This window comes from Pseudarthrobacter sp. NPDC059871, from assembly GCF_042731175.1.
In the GTDB taxonomy this organism is placed as follows: Bacteria; Actinomycetota; Actinomycetes; order Actinomycetales; family Micrococcaceae; genus Arthrobacter.
Genome location: NZ_JBHWJV010000007.1, coordinates 174,511 through 189,202 on the forward strand (window position 1 = coordinate 174,511; position 14,692 = coordinate 189,202).

Genomic DNA, 14,692 nt, shown 5'->3' on the forward strand with positions numbered 1-14,692 from the left:
CGGAAGGACTAGCTGTCCTTCTTGCCCTCATCGTTGAGGCGCTTCAGGGTTTCGTCCGGGGTCTCAGCCGGGAACGCGGTGGTCTCAGCGGCAGTCGCCGGCGCAGCCGTGGTGCCAGCTGTTGTGCCCGCCGCCTCCGGAGCGGTCAGGGACGAAGCATCATCCGGTACAGCGGGAGCAGCGGCTTCCGGCGCAACGGCCGGCTCCATCACCTTGGTGACGGACTGCCGGTGCACGGTGGCCAGGTTGCCCGGGGAGAGTTCCAGGGTGACCTTGTTTTCGGCCTCATCGATGTCCACGATCCGGCCGAAGAGGCCGAAGCTGGTCATGACATCGACGCCCGGGCCGAACTTCGACTGGAGCTCCGCCTGCTGCTGCTGCGTCTTCTTGTTCCGGCGGAACATCATGAAGATGAATACGCCGAGCATGACGAACAGGAGAATTGACATTGGATCCAAGGGGAATTCCGTCCTTTGTGGTACCTGGCTGGTTTACCGGCAGCGCCGGACTTTGTCTGTGCCGGGCGGAACAGTCATGGAAGCCGATCCGTGACGGACCTCCTGCACCGGCGGCGCGGCCGACAGGCCATGCGCACAACAAAGACCCGAACGTGCCGAGCGTCATACCAGTCTAAGCGGAAAAGCTGGAGGGAGCCTGTTATTGGCTCTCCGGGGCCCAGTCCCCCGTGACCTCGGCACCCGTTTCGCGGTCAAAAAGATCCAGCTGCTCCTGGCCGAACACGCCTGCAGGGATGGCATAGCCCAGGTGTGTCCAGGCCGGGGCCATGGCAATGCGCCCCCGCGGGGTGCGGCCCAGGAGCCCTTCGCGGACGAGGAAAGGCTCCGCGACCGTCTCCACAGTTTCGGTTTCTTCGCCGACGGCAATGGCAAGCGTGGAAAGCCCCACGGGCCCTCCGCCGAACTTGGTGATAAGCGCCTCGAGGACGGAACGGTCCAGCCGGTCGAGCCCCTTCTTGTCCACTTCATACATATCCAGCGCGGCCGACGCGGACCGGGCATCGATCTGGTCCACGCCGTGGACCAGGGCCCAGTCGCGCACCCGGCGCAGCAGCCGGTTGGCGATGCGGGGCGTTCCACGGGACCGGCCGGCGATCTCGCTGAAGCCGGCTGAATTGACCTTCAGGTCCAGCAGGCCGGCGGAGCGCCGCAGCACAAGTTCGAGCTCCGGAACCGAGTAGAACTCCAGGTGGCCCGTGAAACCGAAGCGGTCCCGCAGCGGGCCGGGCAGCAGCCCGGCCCGGGTGGTGGCACCCACCAGCGTAAAGGGGGGAAGTTCCAGCGGTATGGCAGTTGCGCCCGCGCCCTTGCCCACCACAATGTCCACACGGAAATCCTCCATGGCCATGTAGAGCATTTCTTCGGCCGGCCTGGACATGCGGTGGATTTCGTCGAGGAAGAGAACTTCACCCTCGGACAGCGAGGACAGGATGGCGGCGAGGTCTCCGGCGTGCTGGATGGCAGGGCCGCTGCTGATGCGCAACGGGGCGTTCATCTCCGCCGCCACAATCATGGCAAGGGTGGTCTTACCGAGACCCGGCGGACCCGAAAAGAGCACGTGGTCGGCGCTGCGGCCGCGCATGCGGGACGCCTTCAGGACCAGCGACAACTGCTTCCGCACGCGGTGCTGGCCTACGAAGTCGTCCAGGTTCTTGGGGCGGAGGGCTGCTTCGATGGCGCGTTCCTCAGGCTCCTCCCCCGCTGCCACCAGTGACGGTTCAGCCACGGCTGCCTACCCGGTTGCCCGCCCGCGCGCCGTCCTGGCCGAGCCAGCGGAGGGTGGTCCGGAGGATCTCCGGGACGTTGCCGCGGAAGGAAACTTCGGGCTCGTCCGCCAGTGCCTTGTCGATGCTCGACGACGCGTCCTTTTCGGACCAGCCCAGGCTGGTCATGGCGGCGACCACCTGCGGCTTCCAGCTGGCCTCCGCCGCGGTGGTGGCGGCAGCTGGAGCCGTGCCGTGCGGCACGAGCTTGCCGGCCAGCTCAAGGACAATCCGCCCCGCCACCTTCGGACCGATCCCGGGAACCTTGGTGAAGGTCTTGTTGTCGCCGGTATGCGCTGCAACACGGATTGCCTCAGGATCATGGACCGCCAAAACGGCCAGTGCGAGGCGCGGACCCACGCCGCTCACACTCAGCAGGACCTCGAAAACCTCACGTTCGTCGTCGTCCGCAAAACCAAACAGCGTCATCGAGTCTTCGCGGACGATCAGGGACGTGAAGACCTTTCCCTCTTCGCCCACGTGGAGCCTGCTGAGGGTCTGGGGGGTGGCGTAGACGCTCATGCCCGCACCGTTCAAGTCGATGACGGCCGTGGACAGGCCTACGTGCGCTACGGTTCCGCGGAGGAAACTGATCAAGGCCTGGCTCCTGCTTGTGCTGCGGGCGTGCCGCCTGGCAAGAGGCGGAGCCCGGTTATCCGAACATATTTACGAATACCCTAGCAAGCTGCAGGGACATTCAGCGTGCGCGGCGCGCCTTCGCTTCGGCCTCGGCCCACGCCCGCTGGGCCGGTGTCAGGGCCGAACTGCCCGGACCGGTAGTGGCAACCGAGGCCCCGCTTCCGGCCCGCCAGGCGTGCGTGATGGCCAGTGCCAGGGCGTCCGCGGCATCGGCCGGGCGGGGCGGCGCGTCGAGGCGGAGGATCTTGGTGACCAGCTTGGTCACAGCGTCCTTGTTCGACGTGCCGCTGCCCGTGACGGCGGCCTTGACCTCCGACGGCGTATGGAGCGCCACCGGGATCCCCCGCCGCGCTGCCGCTGCAATCACCACGCCGGACGCCTGCGCCACACCCATCACGGTGCTGACGTTCAGCTGCGAAAAGACGCGTTCGACGGCGAGCACCTGGGGCTCGTAGCGGTCCAGCCATTCGTCGATGGCAAGGGCGATTACGAGCAGCCGCTGGTCCAGGGATTCGTCGGGCGAGGTTCCGACGACGCCGACGGCCACCATGGTGGCCCGCCGGTTCCGCTCGACGTCCACCACCCCGATGCCGCAGCGGGTCAGGCCGGGGTCCACGCCCAGGACACGGAGCGTCATGGGGATGGACTGTGGCGCGAGGGGATGTGCTGCGGCGGGCGCAGGTCAGCTGGCAAAGCCGCCGGTCACTCTGATTCCAGGGCGGCCTGGACCTCGTCGCTGAAATCGGCGTTGCTGTAGACGTTCTGTACGTCGTCGAGCTCCTCGAGGGCGTCGGCCAGCTTCATGAACTTCCGCGCTCCGTCGACGTCCAGCCCCACCTGCATGGAAGGAACGAACTCCACTTCATCGGTGTCGTACTCGATGCCGGCGTCCTTGAGGGCTTCGCGGATGGCCGGAAGGTCGCCCGGCTCGGAGTGGATCTCGAAGGATTCGCCGTTGTCCTTGACCTCTTCGGCGCCGGCGTCCAGGACTGCCATGAGGACGTCGTCTTCGGCCAGGCCGTTCTTGGGCAGGTTCACCACACCCTTGCGGTTGAACAGGTAGCTGACGGAACCGGGATCGGCGATGGTGCCGCCGTTGCGGGAGATGGCGAGGCGTACCTCGGATGCCGCGCGGTTCTTGTTGTCGGTGAGGCACTCGATCAGCAGGGCCGAACCCTGCGGGCCGCGGGCTTCGTACATGATTTCGGTGTAGTCCACCACTTCGCCGGTGAGTCCGGCGCCGCGCTTGATGGCGCGGTCGATGTTGTCGTTGGGGACCGAAGTCTTCTTCGCCTTGGTGACCGCCAGTTCAAGGCCGGGGTTGCCGGCCAGGTCCGGTCCGCCCATGCGGGCAGCAACTTCGATGTTCTTGATCAGCTTGGCGAAGGACTTTGCGCGGCGGCTGTCAATGATCGCCTTTTTGTGCTTGGTCGTCGCCCATTTGGAGTGGCCTGACATGCTTTACGCTTCTCCTCTGATCATGCGGATAAAAAGTTCGTGTATGCGTTTCTCCCCGGTCACTTCCGGATGGAAGGAGGTGGCCAGCAGCCGGCCGGAACGCACTGCGACAATTCTAGCGGCCCCGGGCAGCCCGGCGGTGTGGGACGCATGTTCCGGATCGGCCGGTTCAACCTGCGCCAGGATTTCCACGCCGGGCCCTACACGCTCCACCCACGGTCCGCGGATGAAGACGGCGTGGACCGGAGCCACACCGGAGTCGGCGGCGCTGAACTCCAGGCCCTTGAAATCCAGGTCCGTTTCGAACGACTCGCGCTGGCGTCCGAAGGCGTTGCGGCGGACGGTCATGTCCAGCCCGCCGAATGTCTGCTGGGGGGCACCTGAAAGGTCCGTTGCGGGGTCCGCAATGTCCGAGGCCAGCAGGATCATGCCAGCGCAGGAACCGTAGACCGGAAGCCCGCCGGCGATGCGTTCACGCAGCGGCTCGGCGAGCCCGAAGGCCCGAGCGAGCTTGTCAATGGCCGTCGACTCGCCGCCGGGGATGATGAGCCCATCCAGGCCCTCGAGTTCCTGGGGACGCCGGACGCTGACCCCCTCGGCGCCGGAATCCACGGCGGCACGGAGGTGCTCGCGGAAGTCGCCCTGGAGCGCCAGGACGCCGATCCGAAGGCCCGAGCCCACGCGTGCGGGATCGGCGGAAAGGGAATTTGTCATCGTCCCAGCATACGGGCACCGCTGCTGCCCACCCGGCCGGGCGGGTCATACTCCGGCAGTTCCATGCCGTGGCTGGGATATATTCGAACAATGCCCTTTTACACTGTTCCGCTTGGCAAACTGGTGCGCCGGGTATCCCGGCTTCGAGGAGGCGGGTCCGCGCTTCCAGGGCTCGTCGTCGAAAAAATCGACCCCGGTTTCATGCGGCGGACACTCACCACGTTGCCCCACGGCGTGGCAGTGGTCAGCGGCACGAACGGGAAGACCACCACCACCAAGATGGTGGTGGAGCTGCTGGAAAGCCAGGGCCTCAAGGTCTTTACGAACCGCACTGGCAGCAACTTCACCCGCGGCGTAGCCGCTGCCCTGCTCGGCGAGGTTGACTGGCGCGGGCGGCTGGACGCCGACGTCGCGGTCCTGGAACTCGACGAGGCACACGCCGTGCACTTCGTGAACAGCGTGCCGCCGAAGTACTGCCTGCTCCTGAACGTCCTCCGCGACCAGCTGGACCGGTTCGGCGAGATCGACAAGACAGCCCAGCTCCTGCGGCACATCGCCGCCAAAACCACCGGGACCGTGGTGCTGAACCGCGAAGACCCGAGGGTGGCCAGGATCGCGGAAACCCTCACGGGCCAGGAGGTCCGGTATTTCGGCCTGGACGACTCGCTGCTGGGTACGTTCCCCAACGACGACGATATGCGCGCCGCTCCCGGCAGCCCCGCACCGGCGGGCCTCCCGGAAAAGCCCGCGGCCGACGTCGTGCTCCGCAAAGTGGGCGCGGACACCGCCGAGTTCGAGTACGACGGCGGGACCGTCAGTACCGCGATGAAGCTCCGCGGGGTGTACAACATCTTCAACGCGGCCGCTGCGCTGACCCTTGCGCGGGCCATTTGCGGCGGAGCCGCGGCGGATACCAACCACGAAACCCTGCTGGAGGCGCTGTCCCAGGTAGCGCCAGCCTTTGGCCGCGGCGAGAGCCTCACCGTGGAAGGCCAGCCCCTTGACCTGGTGCTGGTGAAGAACCCCAGCGGATTCCGCCTGGGCCTGAAGTCCTTCCCTGCAGGCGGGTACGCCACCATGATCGCCATCAACGACAACTATGCCGACGGCCGGGATATGTCCTGGCTGTGGGACGTGGAGTTCGATTCCCTGCGGGCCGGAGGCGTAGACCAGCTGACGGGTTCCCGTGCCTACGACATGGCGTTGCGCCTGCAGTATGACGACGTCCGCATCGGTGCCGTGGAACCTGATATCGCGCCGGCCCTCGCCGCATTTATCCGGGGGGCGAAGGGTCAGCCCAAGCGCATTTTCTGTACCTATACGGCCATGCTCGCCATCCGCCGGGAACTGTCGAAGATCACCACTGTGGAGGTTGTCTCTTGAGCCAGGAAACTCCGGGCACGTCCGGTCCTTCAGCCGCCGGCGGCAAGGGCATCCTCAGGGTGGTCCAGCTCTACCCGCGCGACATGAACATCTACGGCGACTGGGGCAACGCCCTGGTGCTGCAGCAGCGGATCCGGTGGCACGGGTACACGCCCGAACTGCTGGAGTACAACGTGGGCGACCCCTTCCCTGACGATGTGGACATCATTGTGGGTGGCGGCGGCCAGGACAGCGGGCAGCTGGTCATCCAGGACGACCTGCAGGCCCGGGCGGATTCCCTCAAAGAGCTTGCCGAGGACGGCACGCCAATGCTGGTGATCTGCGGCCTGTACCAGCTCTTTGGCCGGTTCTTCAAGACCAGGACGGGCTCGGTGATTCCGGGAATCGGCATCCTTGACGTCGAAACTCATGGCACGGATGAGCGCCTGATCGGCAACGTCAAGGTATCCACGTCCGAATTCGGTGAGGTGCTGGGCTACGAGAACCACAGCGGCCAGACCACCCTGGGGGGCGGGGTCCGCCCGCTTGGCACCGTGGCGAAGGGAACCGGCAACAACAGCAGCGACGGCCACGAAGGCGCCCGCTACCGCAACATTGTGGCCAGTTACCTGCATGGCTCGCTGCTTCCGAAGAACCCGGCCATCGCGGATTTCCTGATCCGCACAGCTGCTGAACGCAAGTTTGGAGCCTTCGAACCGGGCCTCCCGGATGACCGGTACGCGGAACTCGCGCGGGACCACGCGGCACGCCGGCCGCGCTGATCCCCCGGGTTAGGGGCTTTTCCCCTAGCGTCGTGGTGGCCGCCGCTTCATAACGGCCGTCAGGGTTCGAGGGTGATGAGGAGTTCGTGGGCGCCGGCAGTTGCGGCGCCCATGGAGTTCACCACTTCAACGGTCCGCTGCCGGGTGGCGTCGTCGGCCGGTGCCCCGGCGCAGGGGCCCTGCGGCGCATCTGCGGCCACCGAACACCACCGGTAGGGATTCCCGAGCATGAGGGTCGGCGCCCACGCCAGGTCCGTAACGCTCCAGGTTCCGGCGGCGTCCTGGCCGAACTGCGCCCGGACCAGCAGGCCCTCGCTTTTGGCTGGATGCGTAGGAGAAAGTTCCGTGATCCCGCTGCCCAGTCCGTAGGCGATCCAGGTGCCCTTGTAGTTTTCGATGGGCAGCACCGACGCGGAATGGCCGTAGACCAGATTGAACTGCCCGCTGTCCGCCAGCGCCCGGGCTGCCTCCGTTTGTTGGGCGCCCGGGGCACCGGGGTGCCCGCCGTTGCCGTCCCCTGCGTGCACGGCACCAATCACGACGTCGGCGCCGAGCATCCGCGCCTTCCTGGCCTTGGCAATCATGGTGCTGGAGTCCACCACGTCCACCTGCCACGGGTATTCCGGGGTCTTCCCGTTAAGGCCGAAAGTTGCCTCGATGACAGCCACCTTTGCAGCAGGAGCCGGCAGGATGAGGATCTGTTGGGACTCTGTGGCGGTGCGGTAGGAACCGGTGTGTTTAAGGCCGGCCGCATCCAGGGCATCCACGGTCCGCAGGAGTCCGTCGGTACTGCGGTCAAAAATGTGGTGGCCTGCGGTGGTGCAGGCCTGGTAGCCCGCGGCCTTTGCAGCGGTGACGATCTGTGGCGGGACGTTGAACGAGGGGTGGCCAGCAAACGGCCCGTCCGGTTTTGCCACAGGGGTCCCCTGGTGGCAGATGGCCAGGTCAGCCCTTTCCAGGTAGCGCCGTTGCCCCTCCAGCATCGGCAGGAAATCCACGCCCGGCTTCCCGGCCGCAGCGGCATCCTGCTGTGCTTCCTGCCAGATGCCGGTGTGGACCAGCATGCCGCCGGTGACCACCACCGACGCGCAGCGCAGCACCGGGCACCGCGGGCCCTTGCCCGGCGTGGGCGAAGGTGCGGGGGTTGGCGGGGCACCGGAAGCCGCGGCTATAGCGGACGGCATTCCGGGGTGTGGGCTCTTGGTGGACCCGGCGGCTGACTCACCGGCGCCGGCCCCTTGCGCCACAAGACCGCACCCGGCGAGCGGACCAGCAACGAGCAGCATGCCTGCCACCGACACAGCGCGCATCCACCGCTGCAGCCCGGCACCCGCGCGGGCGCGCGCAGAAGCCCTCCCGGCACTTTTCCCCATACCGCCAAGTCTAGGAATGGCCAGCCGTCGGCACGGGCATTTGGCCGCATTGAGAAGCGTGCCCTCATGTGAAAGGTTTTCATCATGACTAACCCCCTGCTGGCTCCCAGCTCCCTGCCGTACGGGCTCCCGCCCTTCGCCCGCATCGAGGCCGCCCATTACGCCGAGGCCATCGAAGCGGGCCTGTCTGAGCACCTCGCTGAAATTGACCGCATTGTGCAGAATCCGGAGGTACCCACCTTCGAGAACACCGCAGTGGCGATGGAACAGTCAGGGCGGTTGCTGGACCGTGCAGCCGCCTCCTTCTTTACCCTGGTCTCGGCGGATGCTTCCCCGGAGATCAGGGAATTGGAAACGAAGTTCTCGCCCCGGTTTTCGGCCCACCAGGATGAGCTCTTCCTGAACCTTGACCTGTATGAGCGTTTCCGGAGCATCGACACCTCTGCATGCGATCCCGAGTCGGTCAGGCTGGTGGATGAGTACCTGAAGGAGTTCCGGCAAACAGGTATCCAACTCGATCCCGCCGGACAGGACCGGCTCAGGGCAGTGAACGCAGAGCTCTCCCGGCTGGGCACGGAGTTCGGCCAGCGGGTTAAAGAGGGGATGAAGTCCGCGGCGCTCCTTGTCGATGATGTGGAAGAACTTGACGGTTTGCCCGCCGACGACGTCGCCGCCGCAGCTGAAGCGGCCCGGGCAGCAGGACATGAGGGAAAGTTCCTGCTGGGGCTTATCCAGCCAAGCAACCAGCCTGCCCTTGCCTCACTCACGGACCGGGCCGTCCGCCGTCGGCTGTTCGAAGCGTCCGTCGCACGGGGCAGCAGCGGCGGCCCCCTGGATGTCCTGGACCTGGCCAGGTCCATGGCCCGGCTTCGTGCAGAGAAGGCCACGCTGCTGGGCTTTGCGAATTACGCGGAACTGGTGGCAGACCGCCAGACGGCGCCCGACTTCGGGGCGGTACAGTCCATGCTGAACCGCATGGCCCCCGCCGCCGTCCGAAACGCAGACCGTGAAGCGTCCGCCCTTGCCGAGTCCGCCGGACACGCCCTGGAACCGTGGGACTGGGCCTACTACTCGGCGAAAGTCCGCCGGGAGAAGTACAGCGTGGACGAGCAGGCCCTCCGCCCCTACTTTGAGCTGGAGCGTGTGCTGCGGGACGGTGTCTTCTTCGCGGCCGGATCCCTCTACGGAATCAGCTTCCATGAGCGGGAAGACCTGGCCGGCTACCACCCCGACGTGCGGGTCTGGGAGGTCAAGGATTCCGACGGCGGCGGGCTGGGGCTGTTCCTCGGTGACTACTATTCCCGCGACTCCAAACGGGGCGGCGCATGGATGAACTCGCTGGTGGACCAGAACGCCTTGCTGGGCACCAGGCCCGTGGTGATGAACACGCTCAACATCACCAAACCCGCACCCGGTGAACCAACCCTCCTGACACTGGACGAGGTGCGGACGGTCTTCCACGAGTTCGGCCACGCGCTGCACGGGCTCTTTTCCGATGTCACCTACCCGCGGTTCTCCGGGACTGCTGTCCCCCGAGACTTCGTGGAGTTCCCTTCGCAGGTCAATGAAATGTGGATCATGTGGCCGGAGGTCCTCGCGAACTACGCCCGCCACCACGCCACCGGCGAACCGCTGCCGCAGCATGTTGTGGACCGGCTGGAGGCGTCCAGGCTTTGGGGCGAGGGGTTTGCGACCACCGAGTATCTGGGCGCGGCCTTGCTGGACTTGGCGTGGCACGTGCTGGAGCAGGATGCCGTCCCGGATGACGCGCTCGCGTTTGAGGCGAAGTCCCTAGCGGCGGCGGGCATCACGCACGCGCTCATTCCGCCGCGGTACCGGACCGGCTACTTCCAGCATATTTTTGCCGGCGCGGGCTACGCCGCCGGCTATTACTCCTACATCTGGAGTGAGGTCCTGGATGCCGAGACGGTGGACTGGTTCTCGGAGAACGGCGGCCTCACCAGGGCCAATGGCGACCGGTTTCGGCGGGAACTGCTCTCTCGGGGCAACAGCCGCGACCCACTGGAGTCCTTCCGGATCCTCAGGGGCCGCGACGCCAAACTGGAGCCTCTGCTGAAGCGCCGCGGCCTGGAGTAGGAACCTCTTAACGGGCGACGGCGGCGGGTCACCCACGAAGGTGACCCGCCGCCGTCGTCCGTTGCCGGAAGTTTTGCTTACCAGCCGCGCTCTGCGAGGCGGTGCGGCTGGGGGATCTCGTCGACGTTGATGCCCACCATGGCTTCGCCGAGGCCGCGGGAGGCCTTGGCGATGACATCGGGGTCATCGAAGAAGGTGGTGGCCTTCACGACGGCTGCCGCGCGCTGGGCGGGGTTGCCGGACTTGAAGATACCGGAGCCAACGAAGACGCCGTCGGCGCCGAGCTGCATCATCATGGCGGCGTCGGCCGGGGTGGCGATGCCGCCGGCGGTGAACAGCACCACGGGGAGCTTGCCAGCAGCGGCAACTTCCTTGACCAGTTCGTACGGGGCCTGCAGTTCCTTGGCCGCGACGTACAGTTCGTCCTCGGGCAGGGCAGCGAGCTTGGCGATCTCGGCGCGGATCTGACGCATGTGGCCGGTGGCGTTGGAAACGTCGCCGGTGCCTGCTTCACCTTTGGACCGGATCATTGCCGCGCCTTCGTTGATGCGGCGCAGGGCCTCACCAAGGTTGGTGGCGCCGCAAACGAAGGGAACCTTGAAGTTCCACTTGTCGATGTGGTTGACGTAGTCGGCCGGGGTGAGGACCTCGGACTCGTCAATGTAGTCCACGCCGAGGGACTGCAGAACCTGGGCCTCGACGAAGTGGCCGATGCGGGCCTTAGCCATGACCGGAATGGACACGGCATCGATGATGGCGTCGATCATGTCCGGATCGGACATGCGCGACACGCCGCCCTGGGCGCGGATATCGGCCGGAACGCGTTCCAGGGCCATGACGGCAACAGCACCGGCGTCTTCGGCGATGCGGGCCTGTTCAACGTTGACGACGTCCATGATGACGCCGCCCTTGAGCATCTCAGCCATGCCGCGCTTCACGCGGTTGCTGCCCGTGACGCTGTTCGCGGACGAACCGGCCTCGTTGCTTACATCTGGTGTAGACACAAAAACCCCTATGGGTAGATAGACGATCTTCGCCGGGTGTGCAGGCGGGCATGCTGATGCCGGACTGTACACACACGGATTGCCGGGTCCATTGACCGGGCAATCCTTATAGTAGTCCCCCGGCGCCCAGCCGCGGCAATTACGTTTCGTCCGCGGGAAGCGGTTGTGCCAGGGCCTGCCGGCGGACCGAAGAAACACGCTGGACGATCGTCGTGAAGCTCGCCAGCGCCAGCAGCACCAGCGTCACGAGGAGCACCACCGGCGGCAGGCCCAGCCCGGTGAGCCCAGTGACCACCAAGACGGAGACGAGCCGCTCGGCCCGCTCCGCGATGCCGACATTTGCCGTGTATCCAAGGGATTCGGCTTTGGCCCGGGCATATGAGACCACCATGCCCAGGACCAGGCAGACCATGGCCGCCACGGCGATGGCAGTATTTTGCCCTTCCGTGAAGAACCACACCGCCAGCCCGGCGAACAGCGCACCGTCCGCGACGCGGTCCAGGGTGGAGTCCAGGAAGTTGCCCCAGCGGCTCTTGACGTCCTGCATGCGGGCCATGATGCCGTCCAGGACATCGGAAAAGATGAAGGCCGTAATGAAGACCGTGCCCCAGAACAGTTGCCCGAGGGGATAGAACACCAGGGCGCCCAACGCGACGCCAGCGGTTCCGATGATTGTTACGGCGTCGGGCGAGACACCCAGGCGAAGCAGCCAGCGGGCCAGCGGGGTGAAAAGCGCAGTGAAGAAGCCACGGGCGTGCCTATTCAGCATCAGTCTCCCCGGGCCAGGCGTCGGCCACCATCTGCCGGACCTCATCGAGGGTCTGCGTGATGGCCTTGGTCTGGGCAATGATGGGGAAGAAGTTCCCGTCGCCGCCCCAGCGCGGAACGATGTGCTGGTGCAGGTGGGCGGCGATACCGGCGCCGCCCACCACACCCTGGTTCATGCCCAGGTTGAATCCGCCCGGGTTGGACACCTTGCGCAGGACGCGCATCGCCGTCTGGGTCAGGTCGGCGAATTCGGCAGTTTCCTCCAGCGTCAGGTCCGTGTAGTCCGGGACATGCCGGTACGGGCAGACCAGCAGGTGCCCGGGGTTGTACGGAAAGAGATTCAGCACGACGTAGCAGGTTTTCCCCCGGTACACGATGAGGGCGTCCTCATCGGTTCGGCCCGGGCCCACGCAGAACGGGCAGTCATTCTCGTTCTTGAACTGGTGCTGCCCGCCCTTGATATAGGCCATCCGGTGCGGAGTCCACAGGCGCTGGAAAGCGTCCGGGACACCGGCCAGGGCAAAGTCGTCGGTTACACCGGCATCCCCTGGATACCCGGCGCCTGTGTTCTCCTCCACGGTGCTGTTCCGTTCGCTAGCTGGTCCGGTTACGGACGGCTTCGGTGATCCGCTTGACTGCCTCTGCCACCGGCACGCCGTTGTCCTGGCTGCCGTCACGGAACCGGAAGGAAACCGCGCCGGCTTCGGCGTCGTCTCCGCCGGCGATCAGCACGAACGGGATCTTATCCTTGCTGGCCGTGCGGATCTTCTTAGGGAAACGGTCCGAAGAGGTGTCCACCTCGGCACGGATACCGGCCGCCTTGAGCTGGTCGACGACGTCGAACATGTACTCGTTGAAGGTTTCGGCCACCGGGATGCCCACCACCTGGACGGGTGCCAGCCATGCCGGGAAGGCACCGGCGTAGTGTTCGGTGAGGACGCCCATGAACCGCTCCACCGAGCCGAAAAGTGCACGGTGGATCATCACGGGACGCTGACGGCTGCCGTCTGCGGCCTGGAACTCGAGTTCGAAGCGTTCGGGCAGGTTGAAGTCCAGCTGGATAGTGGACATCTGCCAGGTGCGGCCCAGGGCGTCCTTGGCCTGAACGGAGATCTTGGGGCCGTAGAACGCGGCTCCACCCGGATCCGGCACGAGATCCAGTCCGGATTCCTGGGCCACTTCGGCCAGGGTGCGGGTGGCTTCCTCCCACGCAGCGTCCTCGCCGACATACTTCTCCGGGTCCTTGGTGGACAGTTCCAGGTAGAAGTCGTTGAGGCCGTAGTCCTTGAGGAGGTCCAGGACGAAGGTAAGCGTCTTGGTGAGCTCGTCCTTCATCTGCTCGCGGGTGCAGTAGATGTGGGCGTCGTCCTGTGTCATGCCACGGACGCGGGTCAGGCCGTGGACCACGCCGGACTTCTCGTACCGGTAGACAGACCCGAACTCAAAGAGGCGAAGCGGAAGTTCGCGGTAGGAGCGGCCCCGCGACCGGAAGATCAGGTTGTGCATGGGACAGTTCATCGGCTTCAGGTAGTAGTCCTGGCCGGGCTTGCGGACGGTGCCGTCCTCATTGAGCTCGGCGTCGACGTGCATCGCCGGGAACATGCCCTCCTTGTACCAGTCCAGGTGACCGGAAACTTCGTACAGGTGGCCCTTGGTGATGTGCGGGGTGTAGACGAACTCGTAGCCGGCCTCCACATGCCGCTGGCGGGAGTAGTCCTCCATCTCCTTCCGGATGATGCCGCCCTTGGGGTGGAACACGGGAAGGCCCGAGCCCAGCTCATCCGGGAAGGAGAAAAGGTCCAGCTCGGAACCGAGCTTGCGGTGGTCGCGGCGTTCAGCCTCGGCGATGCGTTCCTGGTAGGCCTTGAGGGCGTCCTTGGTGGGCCAGGCGGTGCCGTAGATACGCTGCAGCTGCTGGTTCTTCTGGTTGCCCAGCCAGTAGGCGGAAGATGAACGGGTCAGGGCGAAGGCGTTGGAAATGAGCTTGGTGTTGGGCAGGTGCGGGCCACGGCAGAGGTCGCACCAGACCGTGGTGCCTTCCTTGCGCTCAACGTTGTCGTAGATGGTGATGTCGCCGGCGCCGACCTCGACATTTATGCCTTCGCCTGCCTCGGCGGCTTCGTTCTTCTTGCCCAGCAGCTCAAGCTTGTAGGGCTCGTTCTTCATGGCTTCGCGGGCTTGGTCCTCGCTGACAACGCGGCGGACAAACTTCTGGTTCTGGTTGATGATCTTCTGCATCATCTTCTCGAGGGTTTTGAGGTCCTCGGGGGTGAACGGTTCAGCGACGTCGAAGTCGAAGTAGAAGCCATCGGTGATGTACGGGCCGATGCCGAGCTTGGCGTCGGGGCGCAGCTGCTGGACGGCCTGGGCCATGACGTGGGCGGTGGAGTGGCGCAGGACGTTCAGTCCGTCCGGGGATTCGATGGTGACGCCTTCAACCTCGGCACCTTCGGGCAGTTCCTGGTCCAGGTCCTTGAGTTCGCCATTAACGCGGGCCACGACAACATCGCGGCGCTCAAAGAAGAGTTCCGCACCGGTTGTCCCGGTAGTCACCTTGGTCTCTTCGCCATCGACGAGAAGGGTGATCTGCTGGGCATCTGACACGGGTGTCTCCTATTCAAAGTTGAGGCTTCATAGCTTGCGGCGTACGGGGACCACAGCCAGCCACCGTCAATGCTATCGGTTCGGCGGAGGGCCGACCAACGCGGCACACGG

The 14,692-nt window shown here is 65.6% G+C and carries 14 protein-coding genes; 3 read left to right on the plus strand and 11 right to left on the minus strand.

The window, feature by feature from the left end; genetic code table 11:
• Nucleotides 1–8: 8 nt before the first annotated feature.
• From yajC to pdxT, 6 genes are all read right to left on the minus strand, one after another.
• A complete protein-coding gene (yajC, locus tag ACFV4R_RS11495; RefSeq protein WP_377203521.1) occupies nt 9–449 on the minus strand; it encodes a preprotein translocase subunit YajC in 441 nt (146 codons plus the stop codon).
• Nucleotides 450–657: 208 nt separating this feature from the next.
• Entirely contained in the window at nt 658–1,743 is a 1,086-nt protein-coding gene (gene ruvB, locus ACFV4R_RS11500) for a Holliday junction branch migration DNA helicase RuvB (RefSeq protein WP_045732529.1), read from the minus strand.
• Nucleotides 1,736–2,377 carry a Holliday junction branch migration protein RuvA gene (ruvA, locus tag ACFV4R_RS11505; protein WP_377203520.1) on the minus strand — a complete coding sequence of 214 codons (642 nt, stop codon included), beginning with the start codon at nt 2,375–2,377 and terminating at the stop codon, nt 1,736–1,738. The genes ruvB and ruvA overlap by 8 nt, the downstream gene beginning before the upstream one ends.
• Before the next feature lie 100 nt (nt 2,378–2,477).
• A complete protein-coding gene (ruvC, locus tag ACFV4R_RS11510; RefSeq protein ID WP_091720497.1) occupies nt 2,478–3,056 on the minus strand; it encodes a crossover junction endodeoxyribonuclease RuvC in 579 nt (192 codons plus the stop codon).
• A 65-nt stretch (nt 3,057–3,121) separates the two neighbouring features.
• Nucleotides 3,122–3,877, minus strand: a complete 756-nt coding sequence (locus ACFV4R_RS11515; protein WP_091720500.1) for a YebC/PmpR family DNA-binding transcriptional regulator — start codon at nt 3,875–3,877, stop codon at nt 3,122–3,124.
• Between the two features lie 3 nt (nt 3,878–3,880).
• Complete coding sequence (pdxT, locus tag ACFV4R_RS11520; protein ID WP_377203519.1) at nt 3,881–4,591, minus strand: pyridoxal 5'-phosphate synthase glutaminase subunit PdxT; 711 nt, start codon at nt 4,589–4,591, stop codon at nt 3,881–3,883.
• Between the two features lie 90 nt (nt 4,592–4,681).
• Here pdxT and ACFV4R_RS11525 point away from each other — a divergent pair, with 90 nt between their 5' ends.
• Together ACFV4R_RS11525 and ACFV4R_RS11530 are read left to right on the plus strand one after the other, a co-directional pair.
• Nucleotides 4,682–5,974: a MurT ligase domain-containing protein gene (locus ACFV4R_RS11525; RefSeq protein WP_377203518.1), complete on the plus strand. Its 1,293-nt coding sequence runs from the start codon at nt 4,682–4,684 to the stop codon at nt 5,972–5,974.
• The gene (locus tag ACFV4R_RS11530; RefSeq protein ID WP_377203517.1) at nt 5,971–6,735 is read left to right on the plus strand and encodes a type 1 glutamine amidotransferase; all 765 of its coding nucleotides are present in this window, start codon (nt 5,971–5,973) and stop codon (nt 6,733–6,735) included. Before ACFV4R_RS11525 ends, ACFV4R_RS11530 begins: the two co-directional genes overlap by 4 nt.
• Nucleotides 6,736–6,794: 59 nt before the next feature.
• On the opposite strand, the gene ACFV4R_RS11535 is transcribed toward ACFV4R_RS11530, so the two are convergent.
• Entirely contained in the window at nt 6,795–8,108 is a 1,314-nt protein-coding gene (locus ACFV4R_RS11535; RefSeq protein ID WP_377203516.1) for a CapA family protein, read from the minus strand.
• Nucleotides 8,109–8,192: 84 nt separating this feature from the next.
• Between ACFV4R_RS11535 and ACFV4R_RS11540 the strand changes: the two genes are divergently transcribed.
• The gene (locus ACFV4R_RS11540) at nt 8,193–10,205 is read left to right on the plus strand and encodes a M3 family metallopeptidase (RefSeq protein WP_377203515.1); all 2,013 of its coding nucleotides are present in this window, start codon (nt 8,193–8,195) and stop codon (nt 10,203–10,205) included.
• A 77-nt stretch (nt 10,206–10,282) separates the two neighbouring features.
• On the opposite strand, the gene pdxS is transcribed toward ACFV4R_RS11540, so the two are convergent.
• The 4 genes from pdxS to thrS all read right to left on the minus strand — a co-directional run bounded on the left by pdxS (nt 10,283) and on the right by thrS (nt 14,581).
• Complete coding sequence (gene pdxS / locus ACFV4R_RS11545; protein ID WP_091720513.1) at nt 10,283–11,209, minus strand: pyridoxal 5'-phosphate synthase lyase subunit PdxS; 927 nt, start codon at nt 11,207–11,209, stop codon at nt 10,283–10,285.
• A 139-nt stretch (nt 11,210–11,348) separates the two neighbouring features.
• Nucleotides 11,349–11,978 carry a phosphatidylinositol phosphate synthase gene (gene pgsA, locus ACFV4R_RS11550; protein WP_377204212.1) on the minus strand — a complete coding sequence of 210 codons (630 nt, stop codon included), beginning with the start codon at nt 11,976–11,978 and terminating at the stop codon, nt 11,349–11,351.
• Nucleotides 11,968–12,555 (minus strand): HIT family protein, encoded by a 588-nt coding sequence (locus ACFV4R_RS11555; protein ID WP_377204211.1) that lies wholly within the window; start codon nt 12,553–12,555, stop codon nt 11,968–11,970. Before ACFV4R_RS11555 ends, pgsA begins: the two co-directional genes overlap by 11 nt.
• Before the next feature lie 16 nt (nt 12,556–12,571).
• Entirely contained in the window at nt 12,572–14,581 is a 2,010-nt protein-coding gene (gene thrS / locus ACFV4R_RS11560; RefSeq protein WP_377204210.1) for a threonine--tRNA ligase, read from the minus strand.
• Between the last annotated feature and the right edge of the window lie 111 nt (nt 14,582–14,692).